We start from the raw sequence: 23,468 nt of genomic DNA, 5'->3' as shown, positions 1-23,468 counted from the left end.
GTTCCAATTGCGCGACATCAATGTCTTCTTCGCTCGGTGACCTAAGATGGCTACCCAATATACTGAACTCCCCGGATGGCGGCCATAGTCCGCCATCGATTTCCTTGCCGGGAGGATTCGCCGTCGAACACTTCGATGATCCGCCGCCGCCCGTCGAGCAGGTCCACTTCGACGGTGTCGCCCACGTTCGCATCGAGAAGCCATCCGAGATAGGCGGAAATAGCCACCCCTGCCTCCGGCAGCCTGACCGTACGCAGGTCAACATCGATGATCCGGCTGAGATCGGCTCCAGGTGGCTTGCCGCAGAGCAGCGTCCGGCACTCGCGGCTTCCGTTTCGAATGCGGATGGGAACTTGCCGATAAGGTTCGGCCGCAAATACACCGGGCGGTCTGCTCACATCGAACAGAGCCGTCTCTGGCTGTTCCTTCACAAAGCTGATCGTCGCATCCTGGCGATCGGCCATGAAGTAGGTCACGTCAGTTCTTCCATGGCATTTCCGACGAACAGCGAGACGACGAGAATGCCGGTCGCAAAGGCCATGCCGAGCGTCGCCAAGACCGCCCGGATCGGTTTCCGTGCCATGCTTCTGATCATCATCATCGTACGTTGTGAGAGCAGGGAGCCAAGCGAGGTCCGGCCGAACAGGGTGCGTCGGAACGACGGAGGAGCCGGAGGCCGCATGGCGACGGCGGCGGCCAGCGAGACGATCTCGCGAAGGGACCTGAGCGCCCCGTCGAGCGCAGCGGCGATGCTCAGAAGAGCGGCCAGAACATAAGCGTCGAGGTTCCTGGCAAAAACGAGGAACGGGAAGCGGTAATACTCGCCGAAAAGCCGCGTCACATAGACGCCGAGCCAGATTCCCGCTGCACTGCCGACGACGATGCCGATGATCGCGATGGCGGCTACGAATTTCAGATAGTGGGCGACAATGCTGGCATTGGAGCACCCGAGCGCCTTGAGCAGTCCGATTTGCTCCCGTTCGAGCGCCACTAGTCGGCTGAGGGTCAAGTTCACGAGGAAGGCGCTGACGACGAGGAAGATCGGCGGCAGTGTGTGGCTCATGTTCCTGAGCATGTCGAGGCCGTGCTCGAGATACGCATCAGAAGTCTGGTCCTTGCGTCCGTAGGCTGCGCCGCCGCCATAGGGTTCGAGCATGTCGTCGAGCGCACCGATTACCTCCGTCTCCACCGCATCCGGCATCAGCTTGAGGCTGCCCCAGGAGAACGCAGCCTCGAGACCATAGACTTCCGCCAGAGCGCGCTCCGACATCCAGATTATTGCAAATCGGCGATCGTCGGGCATCCTATCGCCGGGGCCGATCGCATAGACGTACTCCGGCGACAACACGACGCCCACGATCGTAAGCTCACGCTTGCGGCCGTTGAGCGTGGCGGAGAAGCGGTCGCCCGGTTCGAGGCCATGCGCCTTCGCAGAGCCCTCGTTGACCACCACCTCGTCCAGGTCGTTTGTGTCAGGCAGCCGGCCGCCCCGCATGTAGAGTCGGTTGAGCAGGAGGGGGCACCCTCCGGAAGTGAAATGACCCCCCGGTCGCGGGTTCGGGGAAATCCGGGATGTCGAGAAGCGCGAGTTCGGCGATCCGGACTTCGACACCCGCAACGCCGGAAATCTCGGCGATGCGAGGGACGAGCGTCTTCGGAGCCCGTGTCACCTCCGCGAAGACGGCTCTTCTGGCAAGGGGTGGGCAATTCCGTGACGCTGCGAGCGAAATGGTGGCGGCATGAAACCCGTGCGAAGGTAGCTTGTCGGCATCAGCCGACAGACAGAGGCCAAGGGGCAATGTCAATGATGACCCCCGAGGAAAGACATCCGGATTGGATCAAGACCGTGATTCCCAACGTGCTTTGAGCTCGCTGATTTGTTTAGGTCAATCCAATCGCGAACGTCATCAAGGCCGGTAGCCCAGCGCTGCGCGAAAAGGCCGGATATATGGGCGCATCAGCCCTCGGATCATCTGAGATCAGAAACACCTTGACCGCAGAGCCGTTCCACATATGAGAATCTTGAATCTCAAAACTCGCGACGCGCTTTTAGGGCGATGGCGAGGACCTGCCCCCAGAGCCGCCTCTGATCCCGCTGCAATTTGGTGTCGCGTGGCCATGCGTCACCAAGTCCGTGCGGCTGCGGTGAGCCGCCGCTCATTTACTTGAATTCTGATGTCGTGCAGGGGGAGTGCACGGCAACTTCGCCGGTCAGGTTCTCGTCAGAGACCTCGCGCGAAATAACGTCTCCGCCATCGTCTTCTCCGAGGGAGCGCGCGCATGCCGGAGTCGCAATTTTAAGCGGTGCCCGATGCGCATCGGACGCGCACGCACGAATCAGCGCCTCTGGCTCCCACCGCGCTCCCGGCCGGGCTTGTGTGCGCCATGGCCGCCATGACCACCGTGGTGAAAAATGTGCATGAGCGGACAAGCAAGGACGAGCAGGTAAGGCAGGTAGCCGAGCGCGTGCAGGCGATGCTCCGAGACAAGCAGGAGTCCACCCATCAAGAAGAAACCGAGCAATACGATCGTTGACCTCGATCGCCAGAAGCCTTTGGGCTCCTCGACGTCGCGATTGTGTCCGTCGTGCAAATCCGGCGGCGGCTGCGCCAAACGATCTTCGCTGCCCATCGGGATGACCTCCCTCCCGCTCGTTCGCTCACATCATTCCCATCATCGGCGGCACGAGCAGCCTGTCGGCCATCTGCTTCTGGGCGCCATCGAGCGCCTGATAAAGTGGAACGAGGGTTGCTTTCAACTTGCGCACACTTTCGAGCCGGCTGGCGAGCGCGCTTTCCCGAACCTCAATACGCTGCACTGGGGTCGCCGCGGCCCCACCCGTCCCACCCATCGGACCCGGCATCGGCATCATGCCCTCCCGCGCGCTACGGGCGTCGGCACGCAGAATCTCGGCGAATGCGTTCCACAACGACTCCTGCTCGGCCGTTATCTTGAGCTCCGTTTTCAGGAACGCAATGCGCCCCTCGATATGTTCGGGGGCCATCATCTGCGCCATCGCCCCCATTCCGCTCTGCCCTATGGCGCCTTGTCCGACGGCCATCATGCCCATGGGACCCTGGCCGCCGCCCATCATCCCCATCATGGCGCCCATCATGTCGCCGGACATCATGCCGTAAGGCATCATGGCGCTCGACCTTGCGGCGGGGACCAGGGTTTGCGCGCGCTCTTCGCTCGCCTGCCCGGCCGTCGGATGATGTGCATCTTCTGCAAAGCTCGGCATCCCCAGCACGAGAATTGTGCCGGTCAACAGGATCGTTCGCAGTGTCGACATGTTCGTCTCTCCGTTGGATCGCGCGGTATTGCTTCAAGGATAAACGCGTTCAAAGAAACAACCTTGACGCAGGTCAACGTCGAACGCGGGGACCGCTGACGAGCAGGCCGGACCTGCGTAGTCTCGTTAGTAGCCTTAAGACGTAGGCAAGGGTTGAAAAGCGCTCGCAACATTCCGAACAGGCCCGCGGGCCTGGCGCCGGTTGATCTTCGTCAATGACCGACTTCCGCAGCCGGCGATAATTCGGTCGTGGTCTGACAATCCGAGGTTCATCGTGCTCTGCAACCGCACACGGAGGACAAACTCGGGTGAAACTGCAGTGCGCTCGATCATCCTGAAAAGGTGGGTGGTGTAGGCATGAGCGAAGGAACCGATTCGAATATCCCCCCTCCTCCCTTGGAACCACACCGCCTCAAGGCCAGAAGGATAGGCGTGCTGGCCTCGGACGAGCCAGTCGTCTTCATGCGCGTTGACTGCCCCGTGTGCCGTTCCGAGGGGCTTTCATCACGTTCGCGCGTGCTGCTTCGTACTGGTGAAAGGAGCGTCATCTGCACCCTGTTCCAAGTCTCCACCGATTGGCTGGGCGTTGGCGAGGCCGGACTTTCGGAAACCGCCTGGGAACTGCTGGACGTCCGTGAGGGTGATCCGGTAACGGTCCAGCATCCGGTTCCCCTGACCTCCTTCAGTCAGGTCCGCGCCAGGATATTCGGCAACAGACTGAACGCCACCCAATTCCGCGAAATACTGAATGACATCGCGGCACGGCGTTACTCCGGCATAGAGACGGCCGCCTACCTCGTCTCGGGATCGTCCTTTCCCCTCGATCAGGAAGAAATGGTCGCGCTCACCCGCGTCATGGTTGACATCGGAGAGACCCTGACATGGCGGCAATCGCCGGTGGTGGACAAGCATTGCGTCGGCGGGCTGCCCGGCAACCGCACTACGCCGATCATCGTCGCCGTTGCCGCCGCGCTTGGGCTGACGATGCCAAAAACCTCCTCTCGCGCCATAACCTCGCCGGCCGGAACGGCGGACGCGATGGAAACGCTTGCGCCAGTTGATCTCGACCTTCCTTCGATCCGCAGAGTAGTCGATCTGGAAGGCGGCTGTATTGTCTGGGGTGGCGCGATTCGCCTAAGTCCGGCCGATGATCTGTTGATCAGAGTCGAGCGGGTTCTCGATCTCGATTCCGAGGGACAGCTTGTCGCATCCGTCCTGTCCAAGAAGGTCGCCGCCGGCGCGAGCCATCTCGTCCTCGATATCCCGGTAGGGCCGACGGTCAAGGTTCGGACTACCGCCGCCGGAGAAGCGCTCGCCGCCCAACTGACTAGCGTTGCCGCCAGGTTTGGCATTGCCACCGAAGTCGTGATCACCGACGGCAAGCAGCCAGTCGGCATCGGCGTCGGCCCAGCACTTGAAGCCAGGGACGTACTGGCCGTTTTGCAGCAGACCCCCGGCTTTCCCAAGGATCTGCACGCGCGAGCGTGCATGCTTGCCGGAGCGCTGCTGGAATTGTCCGGGAAGGCTGCCTCCGGCGAAGGTGCCATCCTTGCCGCCCAGACAATCGCAAATGGCGGGGCCTGGGCGAAGTTCCAGCGTATCTGCGAGGCTCAGGGCGGTCTGAGGGTTCCACCGACGGCGCAGCACCGTCGGCCGCGGCTGGCGGGTGTCAGCGGCCAGGTCATTTCCATTGATAACCGCAGGATCGCAAGGATCGCCAAACTCGCGGGCGCACCGGCCTCCAAGGCGGCAGGCGTGGAGATGCACGTGCGGGTCGGCAACGCAGTCGCCGCCGGCCAGCCGTTGTTTACCGTCTATGCCGAGACACCAGGGGAACTGGACTATGCGCTCGCTTATGCCGATGCCGGTCCGGAGGCCGTGGAGATTGGCGAGAGCGGGCCAGAAAGGAAAAAAGCATAAGGGCACGAGGTCCATGACGACACATCAACCGATCGCTGTCGTCGGCGATCGTACGACCATGGAAGGAACAAAGTTCAAGTGAGGGCCGCACAATGACTGAGTGCCGGAACCCGCCGCCGCTGCTTTTCCCACTTCCCGGCAACGAAGATCTGGCCAGGAAGCTCGCAGACCGGGTCGGTGCGGAGCTTGGAGAAATCGAGATGCGCCGCTTCCCGGACGAGGAGACCTACGTGCGGTTCATCACCTCTCCATCCGGCCGATCAATCGGGCTTGTCTGCACTCTTGACCGTCCCGACCCAAAGTTTCTCCCCCTGATTTTTGCCGCCTCCGCCGCGCGGCAGCTCGGGGCGAAGGGCGTCGGGCTGATCGCGCCCTATCTCTCGTACATGCGTCAGGACAAAAGCTTTCGGTCGGGGGAAGCGGTGACCTCCGCAGCATTCGCTGGGGCGCTGTCGCGCGAGATCGACTGGCTGACGACGGTGGACCCGCATCTGCACCGGTATCAGTCGCTCGACGCTATCTATTCCATTCCATCGAGCGTGATCGCCGCCGCCCCGGCCCTGGCTGAGTGGATCAGGGGAACGGTTGAGCGTCCGCTCCTGGTCGGTCCCGACATCGAGAGCGAACAGTGGGTGTCGACCGTGGCGGACTTGGTGGGCGCGCCTTATCGGGTGCTGCGCAAAGAGCGCTTCGGCGATCGTGACGTCAGGATATCCCTGCCGGCCATGGAGGGCTTCAGCGACCGAACGCCGGTGCTCGTGGACGATATCGTCTCGTCGGCGCAGACCATGATCGAAACCGCGCGCCAGCTCCGGTCCATTGGTCTTTCGCCCTCCGTCTGCATTGCGGTTCATGCGCTCTTTGTAGGGGACAGCTTTGCCGCGCTCGCTGAAACCGCGAAGCAGATAGTCACCACGAATACGGTTGCTCATCCCTCGAACGCGATCGACATTTCGGGTCCGCTTGCGGCGGGCATAAGGGATTTGCTGCACAACCCGTGATCAATCCGGTTTCGATCAAGACACGCGGCAGCGAGAGCAAAAGATCCGGCAGCGTGTAAGAACCGCGGCGCTGGAGCAGGCGGCAGCAATTGATGGGGATCAATGCCGCACTCCCGCATGCGGTTTAGGCTTGGTTCGCCCGTGAAGTGCCCAGTTACCGACCAGTCACCGGGAGTGCGTTTCGATGCTGCATGAACAAACCACCACGCCCCATATGCATGCCGCGACCGCGTCCACCGGTGACACGCGCGCCAAGGATCCGATCTGCGGCATGATGGTCGATAAGTCGACGGCGCTCACCTCCGAGCGCGGCGGACGCACATACTACTTCTGCAGCCAGACTTGCCTGAGAACCTTCGAGGACCCGGAGCGCGAACTCAAGTCGATGCGCACGAGGGTCGCGATCGCGCTCACCGGGGTTCTGGCGCTCGCCATCCTCCGGGCGGGAGCCTTCATCGCGCTCGCTGCCGGTGCCACGCTGCTGACCTGGGTTCCGATTCCCGCGTTGCCCTGGTTCACCTGGGGCGTTTGGCTGTTCATCCTGGTGACGCCGGTGCAGTTCATCGGCGGCTGGAGCTTCTACGTCGGTGCCTGGCAAGCCGTCCGCAGTCGCTCGATCAACATGGACTTCCTCATCGCCCTCGGCACGACCGTCGCCTATCTTTACAGCGTCGTCGTCGTCTTCGCGCCCGAAATGCTCCCGGTCAAGGTCGAAGAACGCGACGTCTATTTCGAGGTTTCAGCGGTCATCATCGCCTTTGTCCTCCTTGGCAAGTACATGGAGGAAATCATCAAGAAACGCTCGTCGGCCGCCGTACGCCGGCTTCTTGACCTGAGACCTGCCGTCGCCCATGTGTTGCGCAACGGCATCGAGACCGAGATCCCCGCCGAGTCCATCATGGTCGGCGAGACCGTCGTCGTCCGGCCCGGCGAACGCATCCCTACGGACGGCGAAGTATTGGAGGGGCAATCCTCGGTGGACGAATCTATGCTCACCGGCGAGTCCATGCCAGTGGAAAAATCTGAAGGTTCGAAGGTGATCGGAGCGACCCTCAATCGTAGCGGCATGCTCCGCTTTCGGGCCACGCATGTGGGCAAGGACACGGCGCTTTCCCAGATCATCAGGATGGTCGAGCAGGCACAGGCGAGCACCGCGCAGGTGCAACGGCTGGCCGATCAGGTGACCCGCTACTTCGTGCCGGCGGTCGTCGGCGTGGCGTTCCTTGCCTTCGCCGGCTGGTGGTCCGCCGGCAACTTCCCACAGGCGCTGCTCGCCTTCATTGCCGTCCTCATCATCTCTTGCCCCTGTGCGCTCGGCGTCGCCACGCCCGCAGCGCTGATGGTCGGTGTCGGCAAGGGCGCTGAAGCTGGCATCCTCATTCGCGGTGCCGAGGTGCTCGAACGGGCCAGAAAGCTCGAGGTCGTCGTCTTCGACAAGACAGGCACACTGACGCGCGGCGAACCGAATGTGACCGACATCGTTCCGTTTGGCGGCAACAGCGAAGCCGACGTGCTGCGCATTGCCGCCGCAGTCGAGGTCGGCTCCGAGCACCCGCTTGGCGAAGCGATCGTACGTGCCGCGAGCCATAGGCAGTTGATCTACCCCGTCGTTGCCGGCTTCGAGGCTGTGCCCGGAAAGGGCATCAGAGGAAATGTCGACGGGCGGCGTGTTGCCCTCGGCAACCGGCAATTCTTCCGCGATGAAGGCATTGCGATCGCCGACGCCGAACAGGCGATGAAGCCGCTCGAGGAAGAAGGCAAGACCGCCATGCTCGTTGCTGCGGATGGTGCGGCCATCGGTATCATCGCCGTCGCCGACACGCTCAAACCCGAGGCGAAGGAGGCGATCGCCGCGCTGCGCGGTGAGGGGATCGAGGTCATCCTGCTCACCGGCGACAATGAGCGCACCGCGACGGCGGTCGCCCGCCAGCTCGGCATCGACCGGGTCATCGCCGAGGTGCTGCCTGGCGACAAAGCTCGGATCATCAAGGAGTTGCAAGCCGGCGGCAAGATGGTGGCGATGGTTGGTGATGGCGTCAATGACGCTCCGGCCCTCGCCACCGCTGATATCGGCATTGCGATCGGTTCGGGTTCGGATGTCGCCAAGGAGACCGGCGGGATCGTTCTGATCAAGGACGACGTCCGTGAGGTCGTGATGGCCATCCGGCTGTCTCGCGCGACGCTTCGCAAGATCAAGCAGAACCTCTTCTGGGCTTTCATCTATAACAGCATCGGCATCCCCATTGCCGCCCTCGGTTTCCTCAATCCCATCATAGCCGCAGCGGCCATGGCGCTCAGTTCGTTGTCGGTGATCGTCAATTCAGCGCTGCTGAAACGCGCCAGAATCTCACTGGCGCGATGATGGAGAAGTGAGATGAGCACGGAACCCCTTCAACACGCACCGGAATCCCGCCCCGCATCAAGATCACGGTCAAGCGCAGGGCCGTATCGCCTGGCATGGGCATGCCTGCCCCTGATGTTGGCTCTCTCCGGATTGGTCCTCGTCCTGTTCGGTGTCTCGTGGTGGACGCTGCTGACCCTCGTACTACTGCTTGCATGTCCGGCGGTGATGGCGACGGTCACCTATCTCAGCCTGCAGCCGCTGCCAACGCCCGAGCAGAAGAGCGGCCCTGAGAAGTCCGACAAGTAACTCGGCTGCTTGTGCGCTCCGGCTCCCCAAGAGGTATCCATGATGGAGCACCAGTCTATCGACCAGCTTCGCCAGCTTCAGCGGGAGACGTTCGACTACTTTCTCCATGAAGTGAACCCCGCAAATGGCCTGATCCTCGACAAGACAGCGCCGAATTGGCCGGCGAGCATCGCGGCGACGGGTCTCGCCCTCGCATGCTACCCCGTGGCGGTGGAGCGCGGCCTGATGAGTCGCGAAGCGGCCGTGACACGAGCCCTGGCCACGGTCCGGTTCTTCCTCGATAGTCCTCAAGGACCCGATGCCGATGCCACTGGGTACAAGGGCTTCTACTATCACTTTCTCGATATGGTGACCGGCCGGCGCGCCTGGCAATGCGAGTTATCAACGATCGACAGCGCCCTGCTCTTGGCTGGGGCCTTGTCGGCTGCCGCGTATTTCGACGCTTCCGACGCTCGCGAACGGGAAATAGGCGAGATCGCGGACGCGCTCTATCGCCGGGCGGATTGGCGGTGGGCGCTGGATGGCGGAGCGACGGTAACGCATGGCTGGAAACCGGAGAGCGGCTTCCTCGAGTACCGCTGGGAGGGTTATAACGAGGCGCTGCTTCTCTATGTTCTCGGGCTCGGCTCGCCCACCCACCCGCTTCCGAAATCGAGCTACGCCGCCTGGACCTCCACCTATCGGTGGGAGAATTGCTACGGCTACGAATACCTCTACGCGGGTCCACTCTTCACGCACCAGCTATCCCACGTCTGGATCGATTTCCGTGACATTCAGGATACCTATATGCGTGAAAAAGGCATCGACTACTTCGAGAACAGCCGCCGCGCGACCCATGTGCAGCGGGCCTATGCCGTGGCCAATCCCCGCAAGTTCGAAGGCTACCGCGAATGCTGCTGGGGGATAACGGCTAGCGAGGGGCCAGGTCCGGCAACGCTCAAGCTGAAAGGCATTCAGCGAGATTTCTACGACTATGTCGACCGCGGCGTCCCCTACGGACCGGACGACGGCACGCTCGCGCCCTGGGCGGTCGCCGCCTCACTGCCCTTCGCACCGGATATCGTGCTGCAGGGGCTGGATTACTGCATCCATCAGGCGAGACTGAAGATGTTCAACAGATATGGGTTCAAGGCGGCCTTCAATCCCACTCATCCGGGCGAGTCCGGCAATCCCTATGGCTTTTGGGTGTCCCCCTGGCACTTCGGGCTCAATCAGGGGCCAATCGTGCTGATGATCGAAAATTATCAGAACGGCTTGTTGTGGGACCTGATGCGCAGTTGCCCCTACATTGTTGAGGGGCTGCGACGCGCCGACTTTCGTGGCGGCTGGCTTTCAGCAACGTGATCGTCGCTCCCACCACTTGATCGGCATCAATGCGCGCCGCCACGGGTTTGGTAGCGTTGTAGGCATTGGTGCCGGTCTTCAAACGTTCGCGAGGCTGCACCGGATGAGTTGAGGCCGACAATGCATGACAATGCTCCTGCCTATGGCCTTTGGTCACTGGTGATCGTCAATTCCGCGATCTTCATCATCTTCGCTTTCTCGTTCTTTCGCCCGCAGACGAATCGCGACTGGCGGTCATTCGGTGCCTTCAGCGCTTTCCTCGTTGCCCTGTTCACGGAAATGTACGGCTTTCCGCTGACGATCTATTTGCTTTCAGGCTGGCTGCAGAGCCGCTATCCGGGCGTCGACTGGTTCTCTCATGATGCAGGACACCTTCTCGAGGAGCTTTTCGGCTGGAGGACCAATCCGCACTTCGGTCCGTTCCATCTCCTGAGCTTCGTCTTCATAGGCGGCGGTTTCTGGCTGATATCCGCAGGCTGGAAGGTGCTTTACGAAGCCCAGACGCAAACAGCCATAGCCACGACCGGGGCCTATGCCTACGTCCGCCATCCGCAGTATGTCGGCTTCGTGCTGGTGATGCTGGGCTTTCTCTTGCAGTGGCCGACGCTGCTGACGTTGGCGATGTTCCCGATTCTGGTCTTCATGTACGTACGCCTGGCGCGCGCGGAAGAACGCGAAGCGCTCACCGAGTTCGGGCCTGCATACGAACAATACATGCGCGAGGTGCCGGCCTTCATTCCGCGTCTCAGCAGCTTCACACATCTTTCGAAAACGGATGTTGCGGGGCCGAAATAGACGCTGCCAAAAACCGGGTCTCTCGCGTGAGGAGGACCGCCATGTTGCACCCAGCAGGATACAGGTCTGAAGCGACCGCAGTTGCTCTGGCGCACGAGTATCGGTCGGTATGGCGGCAATGCCTGCTGACTCTGCTCGCCATCGCGTTGATGTTCGCGCTCGCGACATCTCATGCCTCGGCCGCCTCCGAGGACGAGAATTACCGGGTCGTCAATGATCTGGCCGTCTACCTTGGCGTTCTGCCCGCGGCAATAGTGCGCAGGCATCCGAAGGAGCATCCTGAAGCGAGCATGCACGATGGCGCTCCGGGCGGAGCGCACCAGTACCACATCGTCGTCGCGATCTTCGACGCACTGAGCGGAGCTCGGATCGAGTACGCCGGAGTGGCGGCGACCGTGTCGGGCTTGGGCAATGTCGGAACGAAAACGATTGAACTCCAGCCAATGACGATCGCCGAAACAGTCACTTACGGCAACTTCGTCACGCTGCTGGGCACCGACCGCTACGATATCCGTCTCCAGATCAGCATTCCCGACCGGGAGCATCCGGTTCACGTCGGTTTCGAGTATCAACACACGAGATGAGGCACGGGCAACCGCTTGACATGTTAGATGCCGATATTCCGTATGCTTCACATCGTCTTCGTGGCCATGGCGTTCGCGCTTGGAAGTGCCCTGCGCGCGCTTCGCCTCCTCCCCTCGAAACCGCCCTCCTCCAAACAATTTCGCCTTAGTCTTGAAAGCCTTGGCACGACGTTCATCAAGTTCGGCCAGGCGCTCAGCATACGCCGGGATATCCTGCCCGATGACTACGTCGTCGCATTGCAGAAGCTGCAGGACCACGTTTCGCCCTTCGCGACGAGCGTCGCGATGGAGGAGATCGAGCGCGGCCTTGGCAGGCCCGTACCGGAGTTGTTTACCGACTTGGACGAAACGCCGCTGGCTGCGGCCTCCGTCGCACAGGTGCACGGCGCACGCCTTCGGGACGGAAGAAGCGTCATTGTCAAGGTTCGCCGGCCGGGCCTGAAGCGACAGATCAATCAGGACATGCGTTCCCTGTTCTGGCTGGCGCGCGTGGCGACAGTGATCATGCCGCGCCTGCGCCACTATCAGCCGCTGCGCATCGTCACGGAGATATGGACCAACCTCTTAAAGGAGATCGATTTTTGCCGCGAGGCAAGAAGCATCAGGAACTTCGTGACGGCCTTCGCCGATTGGCCCACGCTGAAGATTCCAGATGTGATCAATGACTTGGTCTCGGAAACCGTGATCGTCCAGGAGCGAAGCAGCGGCAGGCGGATCGACGACGCATCCTTGAGATCGGACGGTCCTCGCCTCGCGGGAAATTTTGTCGACGCCTACCTCCATCAGATTTTCGTGTTGGGGGTTTTCCATGGCGATCCGCACCCTGGCAATCTCTTCGTCACCGAAGACGGGCGAATTTGCCTGCACGACTTCGGGATCGTCGGATTTCTCGATCGGGCCATGCGGCGCAAGCTCGCCGCCTTTGCCACGGCCTTCGTTCGTCAGGACGCCGACTGGCTCCTCGAGGCCGCGATCGATCTCGGAATATTGGGTGGAGAACTGGACCGGAGCGAGTTTCGCCGCGGCCTGGTGGAGATCATCGGCGACTATGCCGCGCTTCCACTCAAGGACTGGTCCCTGGCGGAAGCGTTCTTGCGAGTGACGCGGCTCGGGCAGGCACAAAATGTGTTTGTCCCGCTGGATCTTCTCGTTCTGATGCGGGCGATGTTTCTCGCCGAGCACACCGTGCGCATCCTCGACCCTGAGTTCCAACTTCTTGAATCCTTGCAGACCAAGGCTCCGGACGTGCTGAACGCCGCGATGAAAGAGGCCGACTGGACAACCACCTTCAGCCGCTGGCGGCTCGATGCAGCGTCGGCAGCGCACGACCTGCCTGCGATGCTCAGCGCATGGGTCCAGCAGCTTGCTCGGGAAGGCAGCGGCCTCGGACTCAGTCTGCATGTACGCGAACTCAAGGGCCTGCATGAGCACCTCGACAGGAGCAGCAATCGGCTCGTGCTCGCACTGATCGCTGCCGGTCTCTTCGTGTCCGGGGCGCTGCTCATGGACGCCGCGGGACCGCGTGTCTTGGGCGAGATCCCGCTGTTAGCGGCAGTTGCCTTTGCTTTGGCGCTTTGGTTCACGCTTCGCCTCGTGCAGGCGATCGCCCGCTCCGGAAAGCTCTGAAACCCGGACGGCAAGAGGCCATCAAAATGCGTGTCGCGCCACCGGTCCAACAAAAGGAGATCACCCATGCTTGCTTTGACGATTTCAGACCTCGTCACTCGGGATGATCCGGTCGAGGTCGTGGAGCGCAAGGGCCTCGGCCATCCCGACACGATCTGCGACGCCCTTGCCGAGACGCTTTCCCGCAACCTCTGCCGCGAATACCGCCAGCGTTTCGGTCGCATTCTGCACCACAATGTCGACAAGGCGCTTTTGTGCGGTGGCCGCTCCAGTCCTGCTTTCGGCGGCGGCTCGGTAGTCGCGCCGATCGACATCTACCTGGCCGGCCGGGCGACGTCCGGGATCGCCAACGAAGCCATCCCGATCGAGGAGATCGCGATCGAGGGATCGCGGTCTTGGCTGCGATCCAACTTACATGCGCTCGACGTGGGCCGCCACGTGCGAATTCACCCGCTCATCCGGTCGGGTTCACAAGACTTGCGCGATCTGTTTTCCCGCGACGACCGGACTGCGCTGGCAAATGATACGTCGTTCGCTACAGGCTATGCTCCGGCGAGTGCACTGGAAAGTCTCGTGCTTGCGGTGGAACGTCACCTCAATGGACGCGACCGCTGGCACGATCATCCGGCCTGGGGCGAGGACGTCAAGGTAATGGGTGTTCGACATGACCAGTCGGTCCGATTGACGGTCGCATGCGCCATGATCGGCCTTCATGTTGCCCACGCGGACGATTACCTGGCGGAAAAGTCCGCACTCGGTGAGACTGTGCGAGAACTTGCGCGGCGCCACGGCTTTCACGAATGCGACATCGGAGTCAACACTGCCGACGACGAGCGTTCCGGCATGTTCTATCTCACCGTAACGGGAACTTCCGCCGAGGCCGGCGACGACGGGCAAGTGGGACGAGGCAACCGAGTGAACGGCCTGATTACCCCGTGCCGGCCGATGAGCCTCGAAGCGGCGGCGGGCAAGAACCCGGCCACACATGTCGGAAAAATCTACAATGTCCTGGCGCAACGGATCGCGGAGGATATCGTCAACTCCGTCCCAGGCGTCGAGGCCACCAACTGCGTGATGGTGAGCCGCATCGGCGATCCTGTAAATCGGCCGTCGGTGCTGCACGTGAAGGTCGCGACGCACAAGGAATTGGCGGTCGCCGAAATCAGCCAGCAGGTGGCAAGCGTCGCGGAAGATCACCTCAATCGGCTGCCGAGCTTGATTGACGAGTTCGTAGACCGCACGGTCACCGTTTTTTGACGCCGCGGTCTCGGCCGCGATGAGCCGCCGCTACAAGGCTGCGCGCCTCGGCGGATGAGACGGTGTTACTCTTAATTCGGAGTCTTTGTCGTCCCGCAAAGTCGGTGCGCACGCAACATGCGAGCCTTACTGAAAATGCGAAAAAAGGGTTTCGAGATGCGTTCTGCATCAGCTTTCCTCACGAACGTCCCGGCTGGCGGCAGGCGGACCACCTTTCTGTTGGCAGCCGCCGGTTTGGCACTGATACTCGGCTTGTCAGGCAGCGAGGCGGCTATAAGAAAGATCGCTCAGGGCGGCGTCGTATTCACGGCGGACGAGTTGGGCAGCACGGTAAGCCGCCTCGACCTGTCGACTGGCAAGGTCACGACCGTTCCGGTCGCGGTTTCGCCGCACAACGTCCAGATTACGGCCAATGGGCAAACCCTGCTTGTCGTCGGAACCAAGCCCGCGAAGGAATCCGACGGACATGGCAATGGCGGCGCTCACGGCACCCTGCTTGTGTTCGATACGGCCCAGTTCCGTTCCAAATCTCCGCTTGAGGTCCAGGTCGGCGAACATCCGGCGCACGTCGTGGCCGATCCTGTAGGCAGGTACGCCCTCGTCACCAATTCGGAAGACGACAATGTCAGCGTCATCGATCTGACATCCGCCACACCGCGAGCAGTGATAGCGACTGGCGGCTTCCCGCACGGCCTCAGGATCAGCCCGGACGGAAACGAAGCCTATGTCGCCAACGTCAAGGATGGCACCGTTTCGGTCCTCGATCTCGGAGACACCAGCGAGTTGGCGAGAACCTCCGTGGGCAAAGCCCCGTGCAGGTCGGGTTCTCACCGGACGGAGGCGAGGTCTATGTCTCCCTAAGAGACGAGAACGAAGTCGCCATAATCGACACGAAAAGCCGGAAGGTCGTCAGCCGGATCGCCGTGGGCGCTGGCCCCATTCAGGTTCACGCGACGCCGGACAAGCGCTTGCGGCTCGTTGCCAACCAGGGAACCGAAGCGGTACCAGGCGACACCGTCTCCATCATCGACGTCGCAATCCGCGGCGTCGTGAAGACAATCCGGACCGGTCCCGGCGCGCATGGCGTCGCCGTCGATGACCAGGGCCAGTTCGCCTTTGTCACCAATATCTATTCCGACAACCTGTCGGTCATCGATCTTTCGACTCTTGACGTTCTGACGACCGTTCCGGTCGGCGACGGGTCGAACGGCGTTACCTATTCGAGGTGAACAGTGTACTTAAACCTGATTCGTCCGAGCGCGCCATAGGCACTTCCAGAGCGCCACCGGAAGGACGAGGACAACCACGGACAGCCACAACCCCATCCGGAGCGCTATCTCAGCCGGCTTGCGGTGTCTTTAGATTCCGCCTTCTGCCACGGCGGTTCGCCCCGTCATCTCATCGATATGGATGCTGTAGAAAAGATGCGGTGAAGCGCCAACGACAGGCTGTGGCAACGGCTTCAACCCTCCTGGCTCCCACCAGTAAGGATATTTCTTCAGCAGGGACCAGGCGTGCAGGCATTCGTGATGCCATTGTGCCGAATCCGGAAGTTCCTGATAGCGCCCGATTACTATCACGCTTCGCCAGTGCTGCCTGTCCGAAATCTCGTCGATTTGCACGCAGACACGCGGATTGGCGCGCATCCATTCGATCTTCCGCCCGGGCATCGAAAAGGCATAGAGGAATTTTCCGGCATATGCATACCAGATCGGGACGACATAGGGCTGGTCGTCTTTCGAGCAGGCGAGCCTTGCGAGCCGCCCTGCCGACACAAGGGCGATGCACTCCTCCTCGCTCATTTCCCTGACAAACATGATTTAGCCCCCCCTTTATCGAAGAGTTCACCTTATTATAGGGGCGAAATTATAGGGGCGAACCACCTTGACGTAACTTAAGTGCAAGAGGGGCATCGGCAGCGGCGAAGACCATCGTTCCATGGCTCGCGATTAATGCGGAACAATGATCGCACAGACTAGCCGTGCCCCCGACAAGATCAGCACCGCTCCGATCTGCCGCCAAACGAAACGGCGAAGCTAAGCACCCTGTCGTATGGTCTTTGCCCTGAAGACATAACCGACACCTCTCACCGATTTGATCAAGGCGGAGTCACTGGGATCATGCTCGATTTTCTGCCCTAACCGAACGAGCGGGCGTCAATGGAACGGTCGAAAGCGTCGGGATCACGGCCTCCCGTCAGTCCATGAGCAACTCGCGTTGAAGGATGCGACCCGCATATTCCCCGAGCTCATAAAGCATATTGAACTCGCCGGGCGTCAGCCGCGATATCGCTCCCCTTCAAAGTACTGCGACAGCATCTGCCGGATCCTCGAATCGTCATCGACCACGAGTATGTGCTCGGTCATGGTCCGTGTATTCATCCCCCAGCAACCCTGAACGACGCTGTTTCCCTCACCCTGTTGCTCCTTGTTACAATATCGCACCGAGTGTCGTCACCTCGTCCGGCGCGGAGGCCGGCCCCACCGGAAAGGCTCGCCACGACCGAGAGCCACATACGCTTTGAAGACGGCAAAAAGCGCCGTCTACGAAGCACTTAAAGCCGAAAAAGCAATGGGCTCCGCGGTCATTCGGACGTAAATGCACGTTCGATCTTGAGTATAGAACCGGATTGGCACTTTTTTCGCGACACCAGAAGCACTTCACGTCCCTGCCTGCATCAGTTAACCGAGGCTCGATCCTCTTTGCCGAATGCACGCCGCAGCGCGGCCGCCAAGTCGGCGATCGTGTAGGGCTTCCGCAACCACCTGCTGACCCCGGCAACCGCTTGGGCCGCGATTTCCGGTCCGGCATAGCCGGACGTGAAGAGCACAGGAATGTCGGGGAAACGCTTGCTGCTTGCCGCGGCAAGATCAGCACCGCTCATACCGCCCGGCATGACCATGTCGGTAAACAGCAGCTCGACGCCAGGCGTGCGCTCAAGAATCGAGAGTGCCTCCGGCCCGTTGCCTGCCTCAAGCACTTGGTAGCCGAGCTGCTTCAGCCGCGAGATGGTGACGCGGCGTACGCGTTCGTCGTCTTCGACGACGAGAACGAGTTCGCCCTTGCCCTTCGACAAGCTTGGTGCTGCCGAACCTTCCAATGCGTCATCACGCTTATCGGCGACCAAGGGAAGGTAGATCCGCACCGTCGTTCCCAGTCCCACCTCGCTGTACAGCGCGACGTGCCCGCCGGATTGCTTCACGAATCCATAGACCGAGCTCAGTCCCAGCCCCGTGCCGGCCCCTTGTGGTTTCGTCGTGTAGAACGGATCAAAGGCGTGCTCCCTGACTTCCGCCGTCATCCCGGTTCCGGTGTCGCTGACCGCGATCAGGACATACTGCCCCGGACGAACCTCGGGATGCTCACGTGCATAGTCTTGATCGAGTTCCGCCTTGCTCACCTCGAGCGTGAGGGTTCCTCCCTTCGGCATTGCATCGCGGGCGTTGATGGCGAGATTCAGGATCGCGTTCTTCAGCTGCCCAGCATCGACGACGGCGCGACAACCGCTGCGAACACCGGTGCGGACGACGATCGTCTCACTCAGCGTGCGGCGCAGCAGTTCACTTGAGGCCGACACCAGCTCGCCGATGTCGGCGAGTTGCGGATCCAGGGGCATTCGGCGGCCAAAGGCAAGCAGGCTGGACGTCAGCTGGGCGGCAAGATCGGCCGCCTCCTGCGCTTCCTCAATATAGATGCGGTACTTTTCGCCGACCTTCGCCTCAAGCATCTCGAGATTGCCCGTAATGACCGTCAGTAGGTTGTTGAAGTCGTGGGCGACCCCGCCGGTGAGCTTGCCGATCGCTTCCATCTTCTGCGTCTGCCGCAGCTCCTGCTCGACGCGATGCTTCTCCGTCTGGTCCTGCAGAAACCCTGTAAACCGCGTTTCGCCATCAACCTTTGCTTCACCGACATAGAGCTCGACCGGGAACTTGCTGCCGTCCTTGCGCCGACCGAGAACGACGCGCCCCTTCCCCATGATGCGGCGTTCGCCGGTGTCGAGGTAGTGCTGAATGTAGCCGTCATGAGCGCTGCGGTCCGGCTCCGGCATCAGAATGCTGACGTTCTTTCCGGTAACTTCCTCCGCGGTGAAACCAAAGAGTTTCTCCGCCGTGGCGCTGAACGACTGTATTCTTCCCCGGCTGTCGATGACCACCATCGCGCTTGGCACCGTTGCGAGGATTGAGCGCAGATGCGCTTCGCGGCGCTGCGCCTCGGTGGCTGCTGCCGCGAGAACGCGCCCGACCTCGTTGATCTCACGCACGGGCGTGGTTACGGCCGAGACTCGTTCGTTTTTCTCCAATTCGATCCCTGCATGCTGCAGGGCGCCTACAGCGCGCGTGAGATGAGACGCAGCCCAAGAGGCGAGAGCGACCGACAACGACAGAAGCAGGACACCAATCGCCGACATCGAGGCAAGCGCCTTCCAGATCGGTGCATTCAGCACGGTAGTTGGCACGGAGACCGCAGCGAACCAATTCGTGTCGGCGGAGCGAGCATAGGCGGCAATGACATCGAGGTTCAGCAAGTTCCGGCCCCGCCAAAGGCCACTCCGCCCCATAGCATGCGATATCCAATCGGTGGGTGCCTGTTTCCCGACAAATGCCTCTGGGTCAATCGAGCGCGCCCCAATCGTCCCTTTCGAGTCGACAATGGCGGCAAGCCATCCCTCGTCCAGGCTCACGCCGCTGAACACGGACTGCAGTCGTTCGACCCGTATGCCGACGGCGAGCAGATAGATGACCTCGCCTTCTCGCAAGACCGGCACAATCACCGTGGCGAGCAGGCGCTTCTGCAGAGGACCCACGATGATGTTCGTTACGGCGGGCCTTTTTTCCTGAAGCACCTGCCGGTCGAAAGCAGCAATTGCGGGATTCGGCAGCGGCAGTGCCGTTCCCCAGGGTGCCGAAGTATTAAGGAGCTGTCGCGGCTCACCAGGAGCCCGCACGACGATCGTCACGCCAAGTGCTTCGGCAATAGCCCCCGCCGTGCGGTGGAATGCCTGCAAATCACCTCTTCGCAGATCCTCGGAGGTAGCCAATGCTTCCATCACCAGACGTGGCCCGGCCAGTTCACGGTCGACCGCAGCCGACAGTTCATGTGCCAGTGCCTGCGCCCTCTCGACAGCCCGCGCTTGCTCGGCCCGTACATACGTCCAGGCGGTCAGGGAAGCGAACAGCAGGACCGGGAACACGAGAGCCGCCGCGAAGATCAGAAAGAAGGTCGATGCCGGCCTTTCCCGCCCCTGAAACGAAACGGCGATGGGTGAATGATCGACACCGGTCGCGATGGCGGGTTTCAATTCGGATTTGTTCATTATGAAGACCTTCCGCCACACGCAGCGTTGGCGCTCCATTCCTTTAGCCGAAAAAATGTCTGCCGAAATTGATGTCGCGCAAGACTGTCATTCCGCCGCTTCAATATGCGCACTCCACTTGGCCACCGGAGAGATACGGATCCGTTCGGACGCAAGAAGCCGACACCCGAAGCTATTTGCCAAGCGACAACCTGATATAGCGCCCTACGATAAGCGCTGCCGGATAGAGGACTTCCTCTTCAGTCCTGGCGTGCAGGATCAACTTCTCAGCGAAGTCTACATATTTCGGCTTGTTCTCGGCCTTCGCCGCCGCGACCAGCTCGCCGAGCGCTGCTACGATCTGCTGGTGCTCGGCCAGCATTCCCGGCAAGTCGGCCTCCAGCCTGTCCGTCAGAGCGAGGACGTCAGCCATCTCGGGCACCAAGGTTCCCTTCGCCAAGGCTGCAAGCAAGCCGAGCGGCGGGAGTGCGAATTCCTCTTCGCGGATAAAATGCGGGTGCAACAGTCTTGCGACTTCCTTGGCGGCTTCACCGACACGGCCGCCTTCATGTGTCGCATCGACCAGTTCCTTGTGAAGTTCGGAGTGCTCCGTCTTCAGCGGTTCAGGGATCTCCAATTCCATGGCTTGCTCCTTTGAGGCAGCGCCGAGCCACGGGAAATCATCGGGCGCCGGATCCGAAGCCGCGGAGGCAGCAGTTCCATCAGCGCCGTCATAGACGCTCCCGCAGATTGGGCCATCTGATGTCAGTCCATTGTACGTAATCTCGGCGACAGGCCTCGTGTTCCACCACCAGGCTCGGCTCTTGTTCGTACGATTATACAAGTGAAATCGCTCCAAGAGATATGTTTCCCCGGCTCGGCCGGCAATGCAGACGCTTGCGAGATTTCAGTCGCAGTCGTCACGCCATGGCGTGGCGACGGTCATACGCCTGCCGAAACGACGAATCCTCCAGCTCGCCACCGGCCAGCGCGATCAGCGCGTCCATGTTCATGAGAGCAATGGCACGACGCTCGACCGTCGCGATGACGCCGCAGCCAGAGAGCTTGGTGATGGTCCGTGAGACGGTCTCGATCGTCATACCGAGATAGTCGGCGATATCCAGCCTTGTCATCGGCAGATCGATGAGCATGCGCCGGTTCCGCACATGGCCGCGTGCCATCAGCAAGAGAAAGCCAGCCAGCTTTTCCTCCGCACTCCTTCGCGAAAACAGCACCATCTGGTCCTGAGCCGCAGCCATCTCATCGCAGAGTTTCGAGAAGAGCTGTTCCTTGAGGTGCGGCTCGCGCTCGCTCAGGCTCTCGAAGTGGTGTTTCGGCAAGCGACGGAGTTCGACGGGCGTGATCGCCTCGACGGTATAAAGGTAATGCCCCTTCAGCGAAACGCCGAGCAGATCTCCCGGGCGGACGAAGCCAAGAATGACGCGGCGGCCGTCATTGAGAATCCTGTACACCCTGAGCATGCCTTCGACGACCTCGAAGATGTTCCTGGCCTCATCGCCTTCCCAGAAGACGGCGAAGCCCGGGGCAAGTCTCTCGATCGGCTGCCTGCGAAACAGCGATGAAAGGGTAGGTTTCTCTACCGCGAAGTTCGTCGACTGACCGGTAATTAGCTGAAGGCTCATGGGCAAATCTCCGCCTATTGGATGTTGGCGGGATTTGATCAACTCGCAGTAACGGCAGAATGCCTCCAGTGTAACAGTATTCAGGAAATTGTAACAGTTTGTAACAAGGAAGGCGAAGCTCGGCCAACTGGTGAGCACTAGCATCGGGCGAGCGAGCTTAAACGTCACAATCTATAGAACATTTTTGATGAATTATTCGGCTCTTCTTTGATTCAACTCAATGACCGCCGCCGACTCAGACGGAATCAATTCGCACGCATTTTTCGATGAGCCGAGGTCGTTCCATGGCAACAAAGAACTTTGCGGCAAAACGCAATCGTCACCTTTCATTGAGTTCGCTGGGATCCGGTCTGGCGGCAATTGATATAGAACGGCATTTGCGGCCTTTCGGGCGTGTGAAGCACTTTGAGGCTGCCTCCGTGCTTTTCGGGAGCGGCAAGACGTCCTTCTCCCTCGCCGTTTTGGTCGATGGCGTGGTTGCGATCCGTCGGCTTCGCAGAGACGGCAACAACCGCATTCTCCAATTCCTCGGACCTAATGACCTCGTCTATCCGACTCTTTGCAGCCGCCCGGATATTGAATTCGAGACACTGACCCCGGCGACAGTCCGATGCCTGAATCCAGCACAACTATCGGCAGCACTCAACAGCGATCCGGAATTGGCAAGCGCCGTGCTGGCTGCGGCAACCTCGCAGTTGCAAAGCTACCTTGGTCAGGTCGCCTTCATGAGCGAGCGCCCGATCGATCGTCTCGGCTTTTTTCTCCTGCGTGCCATCTATCGTCCGTTCGACCAGGATCGAACAGTTGTGTCGATAAAGCGCAATCCGATCGCTGTCGTGACGATAAATCGTACGGCATTGGCAGCGCACATCGGCACCACGACAACGAACCTCGCCCATTTGCTTCTGGCTCTACAGGAAGAGGGCATCATCCGTGTGCTCACGCCACGCCGCTTTGAGATACTCGAAGAAGCACGGCTCGCCGCGTCGCAAGAGCGCCTCCGGGCAAGGGAGCACCTGACCACCAGTCTCTAATCGCTTGCAAAATAGGAGGAGCGTGAACATGGCCCACGCAGATCAAGCTTTTGCGCCTGCCAAGGCAAATACCGTTGAACTGAGCGAGCCAGCCTCTGCCGATGCGGATTTCCGCGTCGAAAGACAGGAGGCGCGGAACTGGCGGATCACCGTGCTGTCTGCACGCGCGAGCCACTGGTTCGATGCAAACTTCGCGAGGGGCAGCGAAGACGCCCGCGTTTTCGAGACAACTCTTTGCCGGGGCGAATGACTTCATTCGCAAGGCCCGGGTAGATGGCTTCAGAACCGAATACATCGGTCCCATCGCTCGGTAATCGGAGAAACAGAAAGCCGGGACTGCGATGCAGGCTTTTATTTTGCGACAGAACATCGCGAGATACAAAGCGCTCCTCAAGGAGGAAGAGCGTGAATGTGACCAGCGTATTCTCAAAGAGCTGCTCGCAGGCGCACTGCGGCAACAGGCCATTCTTGAAGCGCAGCGTGAGGGCCTGCAGCCTGAAATCGGGCTGACAGAGGCCGCCGCTCAACGATTGATTTTTCGCGACGAGTTCATGGCCTCGCCCGAGCCCTACCTGCTCCTCGACCCTCGCAAGGGCCTGCACATCATCGACATCAACGACGCCTACGGACTGGCGACCATGACATCTTCGGCAAAGATTGCCGGCAGTCCTCTGTTCGATGTCTTTCCGGACAACCCGGCGGACGCGACCGCCGACGGCGTCAGCAATCTTTTCGCCTCATTGAAGCGGGTCACTGAAACCGGCGCCATCGATGCGATGCCCATACAGCACTACGACGTCCGCGACCCGAATGGCGTGTTCGTCACGAAGTTCTGGAAGCCGGTCAATCGCCCGATATTCGACAGCGAGGGAAGACTGGTCTATCTGCTTCATCACGTCGAAGACGTCACCGAATTCTGGCGGGAGAGTAACTGACGACCTCCCCGTGCACAGGACAACATCCGGCGCGCTTGAGTGTCGGAGCGTCGTTGACCCGTCGCCCGTCATGGCGATAGACAGGGCATTCGCC

General features: G+C 60.8%; 21 protein-coding genes and 2 pseudogenes. 14 read left to right on the top strand and 9 right to left on the bottom strand.

Annotation, left to right across the window (positions count from 1 at the left end; all coding sequences use genetic code 11):
- Positions 1–50 precede the first annotated feature (50 nt).
- From BHMPCIPO_RS32700 to BHMPCIPO_RS00425, 4 genes are all read right to left on the bottom strand, one after another.
- The gene (locus tag BHMPCIPO_RS32700; RefSeq protein ID WP_246304219.1) at positions 51–476 is read right to left on the bottom strand and encodes a hypothetical protein; all 426 of its coding nucleotides are present in this window, start codon (positions 474–476) and stop codon (positions 51–53) included.
- Positions 473–1,450 (bottom strand): ABC transporter permease, encoded by a 978-nt coding sequence (locus tag BHMPCIPO_RS33595; protein WP_312032933.1) that lies wholly within the window; start codon positions 1,448–1,450, stop codon positions 473–475. The genes BHMPCIPO_RS32700 and BHMPCIPO_RS33595 overlap by 4 nt, the downstream gene beginning before the upstream one ends.
- 887 nt (positions 1,451–2,337) lie before the next feature.
- Positions 2,338–2,631 carry a DUF2933 domain-containing protein gene (locus BHMPCIPO_RS00430; protein ID WP_173514942.1) on the bottom strand — a complete coding sequence of 98 codons (294 nt, stop codon included), beginning with the start codon at positions 2,629–2,631 and terminating at the stop codon, positions 2,338–2,340.
- Positions 2,632–2,659: 28 nt separating this feature from the next.
- Positions 2,660–3,292, bottom strand: coding sequence for a Spy/CpxP family protein refolding chaperone (locus BHMPCIPO_RS00425; protein ID WP_173514941.1), 633 nt, complete (start codon positions 3,290–3,292; stop codon positions 2,660–2,662).
- A 357-nt stretch (positions 3,293–3,649) separates the two neighbouring features.
- On the opposite strand from BHMPCIPO_RS00425, the gene BHMPCIPO_RS00420 reads away from it, so the two are divergent.
- The 11 genes from BHMPCIPO_RS00420 to BHMPCIPO_RS00365 all read left to right on the top strand — a co-directional run bounded on the left by BHMPCIPO_RS00420 (position 3,650) and on the right by BHMPCIPO_RS00365 (position 15,698).
- The gene (locus BHMPCIPO_RS00420) at positions 3,650–5,212 is read left to right on the top strand and encodes a thymidine phosphorylase family protein (RefSeq protein WP_173514940.1); all 1,563 of its coding nucleotides are present in this window, start codon (positions 3,650–3,652) and stop codon (positions 5,210–5,212) included.
- A 92-nt stretch (positions 5,213–5,304) separates the two neighbouring features.
- Positions 5,305–6,213 carry a ribose-phosphate pyrophosphokinase gene (locus tag BHMPCIPO_RS00415; protein WP_173514939.1) on the top strand — a complete coding sequence of 303 codons (909 nt, stop codon included), beginning with the start codon at positions 5,305–5,307 and terminating at the stop codon, positions 6,211–6,213.
- Between the two features lie 184 nt (positions 6,214–6,397).
- The gene (locus BHMPCIPO_RS00410) at positions 6,398–8,575 is read left to right on the top strand and encodes a heavy metal translocating P-type ATPase (RefSeq protein WP_246304218.1); all 2,178 of its coding nucleotides are present in this window, start codon (positions 6,398–6,400) and stop codon (positions 8,573–8,575) included.
- 114 nt (positions 8,576–8,689) lie between these two features.
- Positions 8,690–8,863 (top strand): hypothetical protein, encoded by a 174-nt coding sequence (locus BHMPCIPO_RS00405; protein ID WP_173514938.1) that lies wholly within the window; start codon positions 8,690–8,692, stop codon positions 8,861–8,863.
- A 39-nt stretch (positions 8,864–8,902) separates the two neighbouring features.
- Positions 8,903–10,207 carry a glucoamylase family protein gene (locus tag BHMPCIPO_RS00400; protein ID WP_173514937.1) on the top strand — a complete coding sequence of 435 codons (1,305 nt, stop codon included), beginning with the start codon at positions 8,903–8,905 and terminating at the stop codon, positions 10,205–10,207.
- 120 nt (positions 10,208–10,327) lie between these two features.
- On the top strand, positions 10,328–11,002 hold the full coding sequence (locus BHMPCIPO_RS00395) for a methyltransferase family protein (RefSeq protein WP_173514936.1): 675 nt from the start codon (positions 10,328–10,330) through the stop codon (positions 11,000–11,002).
- Positions 11,003–11,043: 41 nt separating this feature from the next.
- Positions 11,044–11,586, top strand: coding sequence for an iron transporter (locus tag BHMPCIPO_RS32690; protein WP_246304217.1), 543 nt, complete (start codon positions 11,044–11,046; stop codon positions 11,584–11,586).
- A gap of 42 nt (positions 11,587–11,628) precedes the next feature.
- Positions 11,629–13,212, top strand: a complete 1,584-nt coding sequence (locus BHMPCIPO_RS00380; protein ID WP_246304216.1) for an ABC1 kinase family protein — start codon at positions 11,629–11,631, stop codon at positions 13,210–13,212.
- Between the two features lie 120 nt (positions 13,213–13,332).
- Positions 13,333–14,469 carry a methionine adenosyltransferase gene (locus BHMPCIPO_RS00375; protein WP_312032932.1) on the top strand — a complete coding sequence of 379 codons (1,137 nt, stop codon included), beginning with the start codon at positions 13,333–13,335 and terminating at the stop codon, positions 14,467–14,469.
- 117 nt (positions 14,470–14,586) lie between these two features.
- Positions 14,587–15,330 carry a YncE family protein gene (locus tag BHMPCIPO_RS00370; RefSeq protein WP_173514933.1) on the top strand — a complete coding sequence of 248 codons (744 nt, stop codon included), beginning with the start codon at positions 14,587–14,589 and terminating at the stop codon, positions 15,328–15,330.
- Positions 15,282–15,698 carry a YncE family protein gene (locus tag BHMPCIPO_RS00365; protein ID WP_173514932.1) on the top strand — a complete coding sequence of 139 codons (417 nt, stop codon included), beginning with the start codon at positions 15,282–15,284 and terminating at the stop codon, positions 15,696–15,698. The genes BHMPCIPO_RS00370 and BHMPCIPO_RS00365 overlap by 49 nt, the downstream gene beginning before the upstream one ends.
- Before the next feature lie 129 nt (positions 15,699–15,827).
- Here the strand turns inward: BHMPCIPO_RS00365 and BHMPCIPO_RS00360 are convergent, their stop codons facing one another.
- From BHMPCIPO_RS00360 to BHMPCIPO_RS00345, 5 genes and pseudogenes are all read right to left on the bottom strand, one after another.
- Complete coding sequence (locus tag BHMPCIPO_RS00360; protein ID WP_173514931.1) at positions 15,828–16,286, bottom strand: pyridoxamine 5'-phosphate oxidase family protein; 459 nt, start codon at positions 16,284–16,286, stop codon at positions 15,828–15,830.
- Between the two features lie 219 nt (positions 16,287–16,505).
- Positions 16,506–16,749: pseudogene (locus tag BHMPCIPO_RS33760) on the bottom strand (winged helix-turn-helix domain-containing protein); the annotation flags it as partial.
- A gap of 397 nt (positions 16,750–17,146) precedes the next feature.
- Positions 17,147–19,783 carry a PAS domain S-box protein gene (locus BHMPCIPO_RS33590; RefSeq protein WP_312032931.1) on the bottom strand — a complete coding sequence of 879 codons (2,637 nt, stop codon included), beginning with the start codon at positions 19,781–19,783 and terminating at the stop codon, positions 17,147–17,149.
- A gap of 172 nt (positions 19,784–19,955) precedes the next feature.
- A complete protein-coding gene (locus tag BHMPCIPO_RS00350; protein ID WP_173514930.1) occupies positions 19,956–20,405 on the bottom strand; it encodes a hemerythrin domain-containing protein in 450 nt (149 codons plus the stop codon).
- A gap of 277 nt (positions 20,406–20,682) precedes the next feature.
- The gene (locus BHMPCIPO_RS00345) at positions 20,683–21,405 is read right to left on the bottom strand and encodes a Crp/Fnr family transcriptional regulator (protein WP_173514929.1); all 723 of its coding nucleotides are present in this window, start codon (positions 21,403–21,405) and stop codon (positions 20,683–20,685) included.
- A gap of 284 nt (positions 21,406–21,689) precedes the next feature.
- Between BHMPCIPO_RS00345 and BHMPCIPO_RS00340 the strand changes: the two genes are divergently transcribed.
- The 3 genes and pseudogenes from BHMPCIPO_RS00340 (at position 21,690) to BHMPCIPO_RS00330 (ending at position 23,374) form a co-directional block, all read left to right on the top strand.
- Positions 21,690–22,439 carry a Crp/Fnr family transcriptional regulator gene (locus BHMPCIPO_RS00340; RefSeq protein ID WP_173514928.1) on the top strand — a complete coding sequence of 250 codons (750 nt, stop codon included), beginning with the start codon at positions 21,690–21,692 and terminating at the stop codon, positions 22,437–22,439.
- Positions 22,440–22,467: 28 nt separating this feature from the next.
- Positions 22,468–22,753 (top strand): annotated as a pseudogene (locus BHMPCIPO_RS00335) (hypothetical protein).
- A 27-nt stretch (positions 22,754–22,780) separates the two neighbouring features.
- Complete coding sequence (locus tag BHMPCIPO_RS00330; RefSeq protein ID WP_173514927.1) at positions 22,781–23,374, top strand: PAS domain-containing protein; 594 nt, start codon at positions 22,781–22,783, stop codon at positions 23,372–23,374.
- Positions 23,375–23,468: the final 94 nt, after the last annotated feature.

It is taken from the genome of Ensifer sesbaniae (genome assembly GCF_013283665.1).
GTDB lineage: Bacteria > Pseudomonadota > Alphaproteobacteria > Rhizobiales > Rhizobiaceae > Ensifer > Ensifer sesbaniae.
This window is presented reverse-complemented; position numbering and strand designations above follow the sequence as displayed.

Coding starts and splice junctions, on each gene's coding strand:
- BHMPCIPO_RS00430 (WP_173514942.1), bottom strand. CDS start 2,631: ATGGGCAGCGAAGATCGTTTGGCGCAGCCGCCGCCGGATTTGCACGAC.
- BHMPCIPO_RS00425 (WP_173514941.1), bottom strand. CDS start 3,292: ATGTCGACACTGCGAACGATCCTGTTGACCGGCACAATTCTCGTGCTG.
- BHMPCIPO_RS00420 (WP_173514940.1), top strand. CDS start 3,650: ATGAGCGAAGGAACCGATTCGAATATCCCCCCTCCTCCCTTGGAACCA.
- BHMPCIPO_RS00415 (WP_173514939.1), top strand. CDS start 5,305: ATGACTGAGTGCCGGAACCCGCCGCCGCTGCTTTTCCCACTTCCCGGC.
- BHMPCIPO_RS00410 (WP_246304218.1), top strand. CDS start 6,398: ATGCTGCATGAACAAACCACCACGCCCCATATGCATGCCGCGACCGCG.
- BHMPCIPO_RS00405 (WP_173514938.1), top strand. CDS start 8,690: ATGTTGGCTCTCTCCGGATTGGTCCTCGTCCTGTTCGGTGTCTCGTGG.
- BHMPCIPO_RS00400 (WP_173514937.1), top strand. CDS start 8,903: ATGATGGAGCACCAGTCTATCGACCAGCTTCGCCAGCTTCAGCGGGAG.
- BHMPCIPO_RS00395 (WP_173514936.1), top strand. CDS start 10,328: ATGCATGACAATGCTCCTGCCTATGGCCTTTGGTCACTGGTGATCGTC.
- BHMPCIPO_RS32690 (WP_246304217.1), top strand. CDS start 11,044: ATGTTGCACCCAGCAGGATACAGGTCTGAAGCGACCGCAGTTGCTCTG.
- BHMPCIPO_RS00380 (WP_246304216.1), top strand. CDS start 11,629: ATGCTTCACATCGTCTTCGTGGCCATGGCGTTCGCGCTTGGAAGTGCC.
- BHMPCIPO_RS00370 (WP_173514933.1), top strand. CDS start 14,587: ATGCGAGCCTTACTGAAAATGCGAAAAAAGGGTTTCGAGATGCGTTCT.
- BHMPCIPO_RS00360 (WP_173514931.1), bottom strand. CDS start 16,286: ATGTTTGTCAGGGAAATGAGCGAGGAGGAGTGCATCGCCCTTGTGTCG.
- BHMPCIPO_RS33590 (WP_312032931.1), bottom strand. CDS start 19,783: ATGAACAAATCCGAATTGAAACCCGCCATCGCGACCGGTGTCGATCAT.
- BHMPCIPO_RS00350 (WP_173514930.1), bottom strand. CDS start 20,405: ATGGAATTGGAGATCCCTGAACCGCTGAAGACGGAGCACTCCGAACTT.
- BHMPCIPO_RS00345 (WP_173514929.1), bottom strand. CDS start 21,405: ATGAGCCTTCAGCTAATTACCGGTCAGTCGACGAACTTCGCGGTAGAG.
- BHMPCIPO_RS00340 (WP_173514928.1), top strand. CDS start 21,690: ATGGCAACAAAGAACTTTGCGGCAAAACGCAATCGTCACCTTTCATTG.
- BHMPCIPO_RS00330 (WP_173514927.1), top strand. CDS start 22,781: ATGCAGGCTTTTATTTTGCGACAGAACATCGCGAGATACAAAGCGCTC.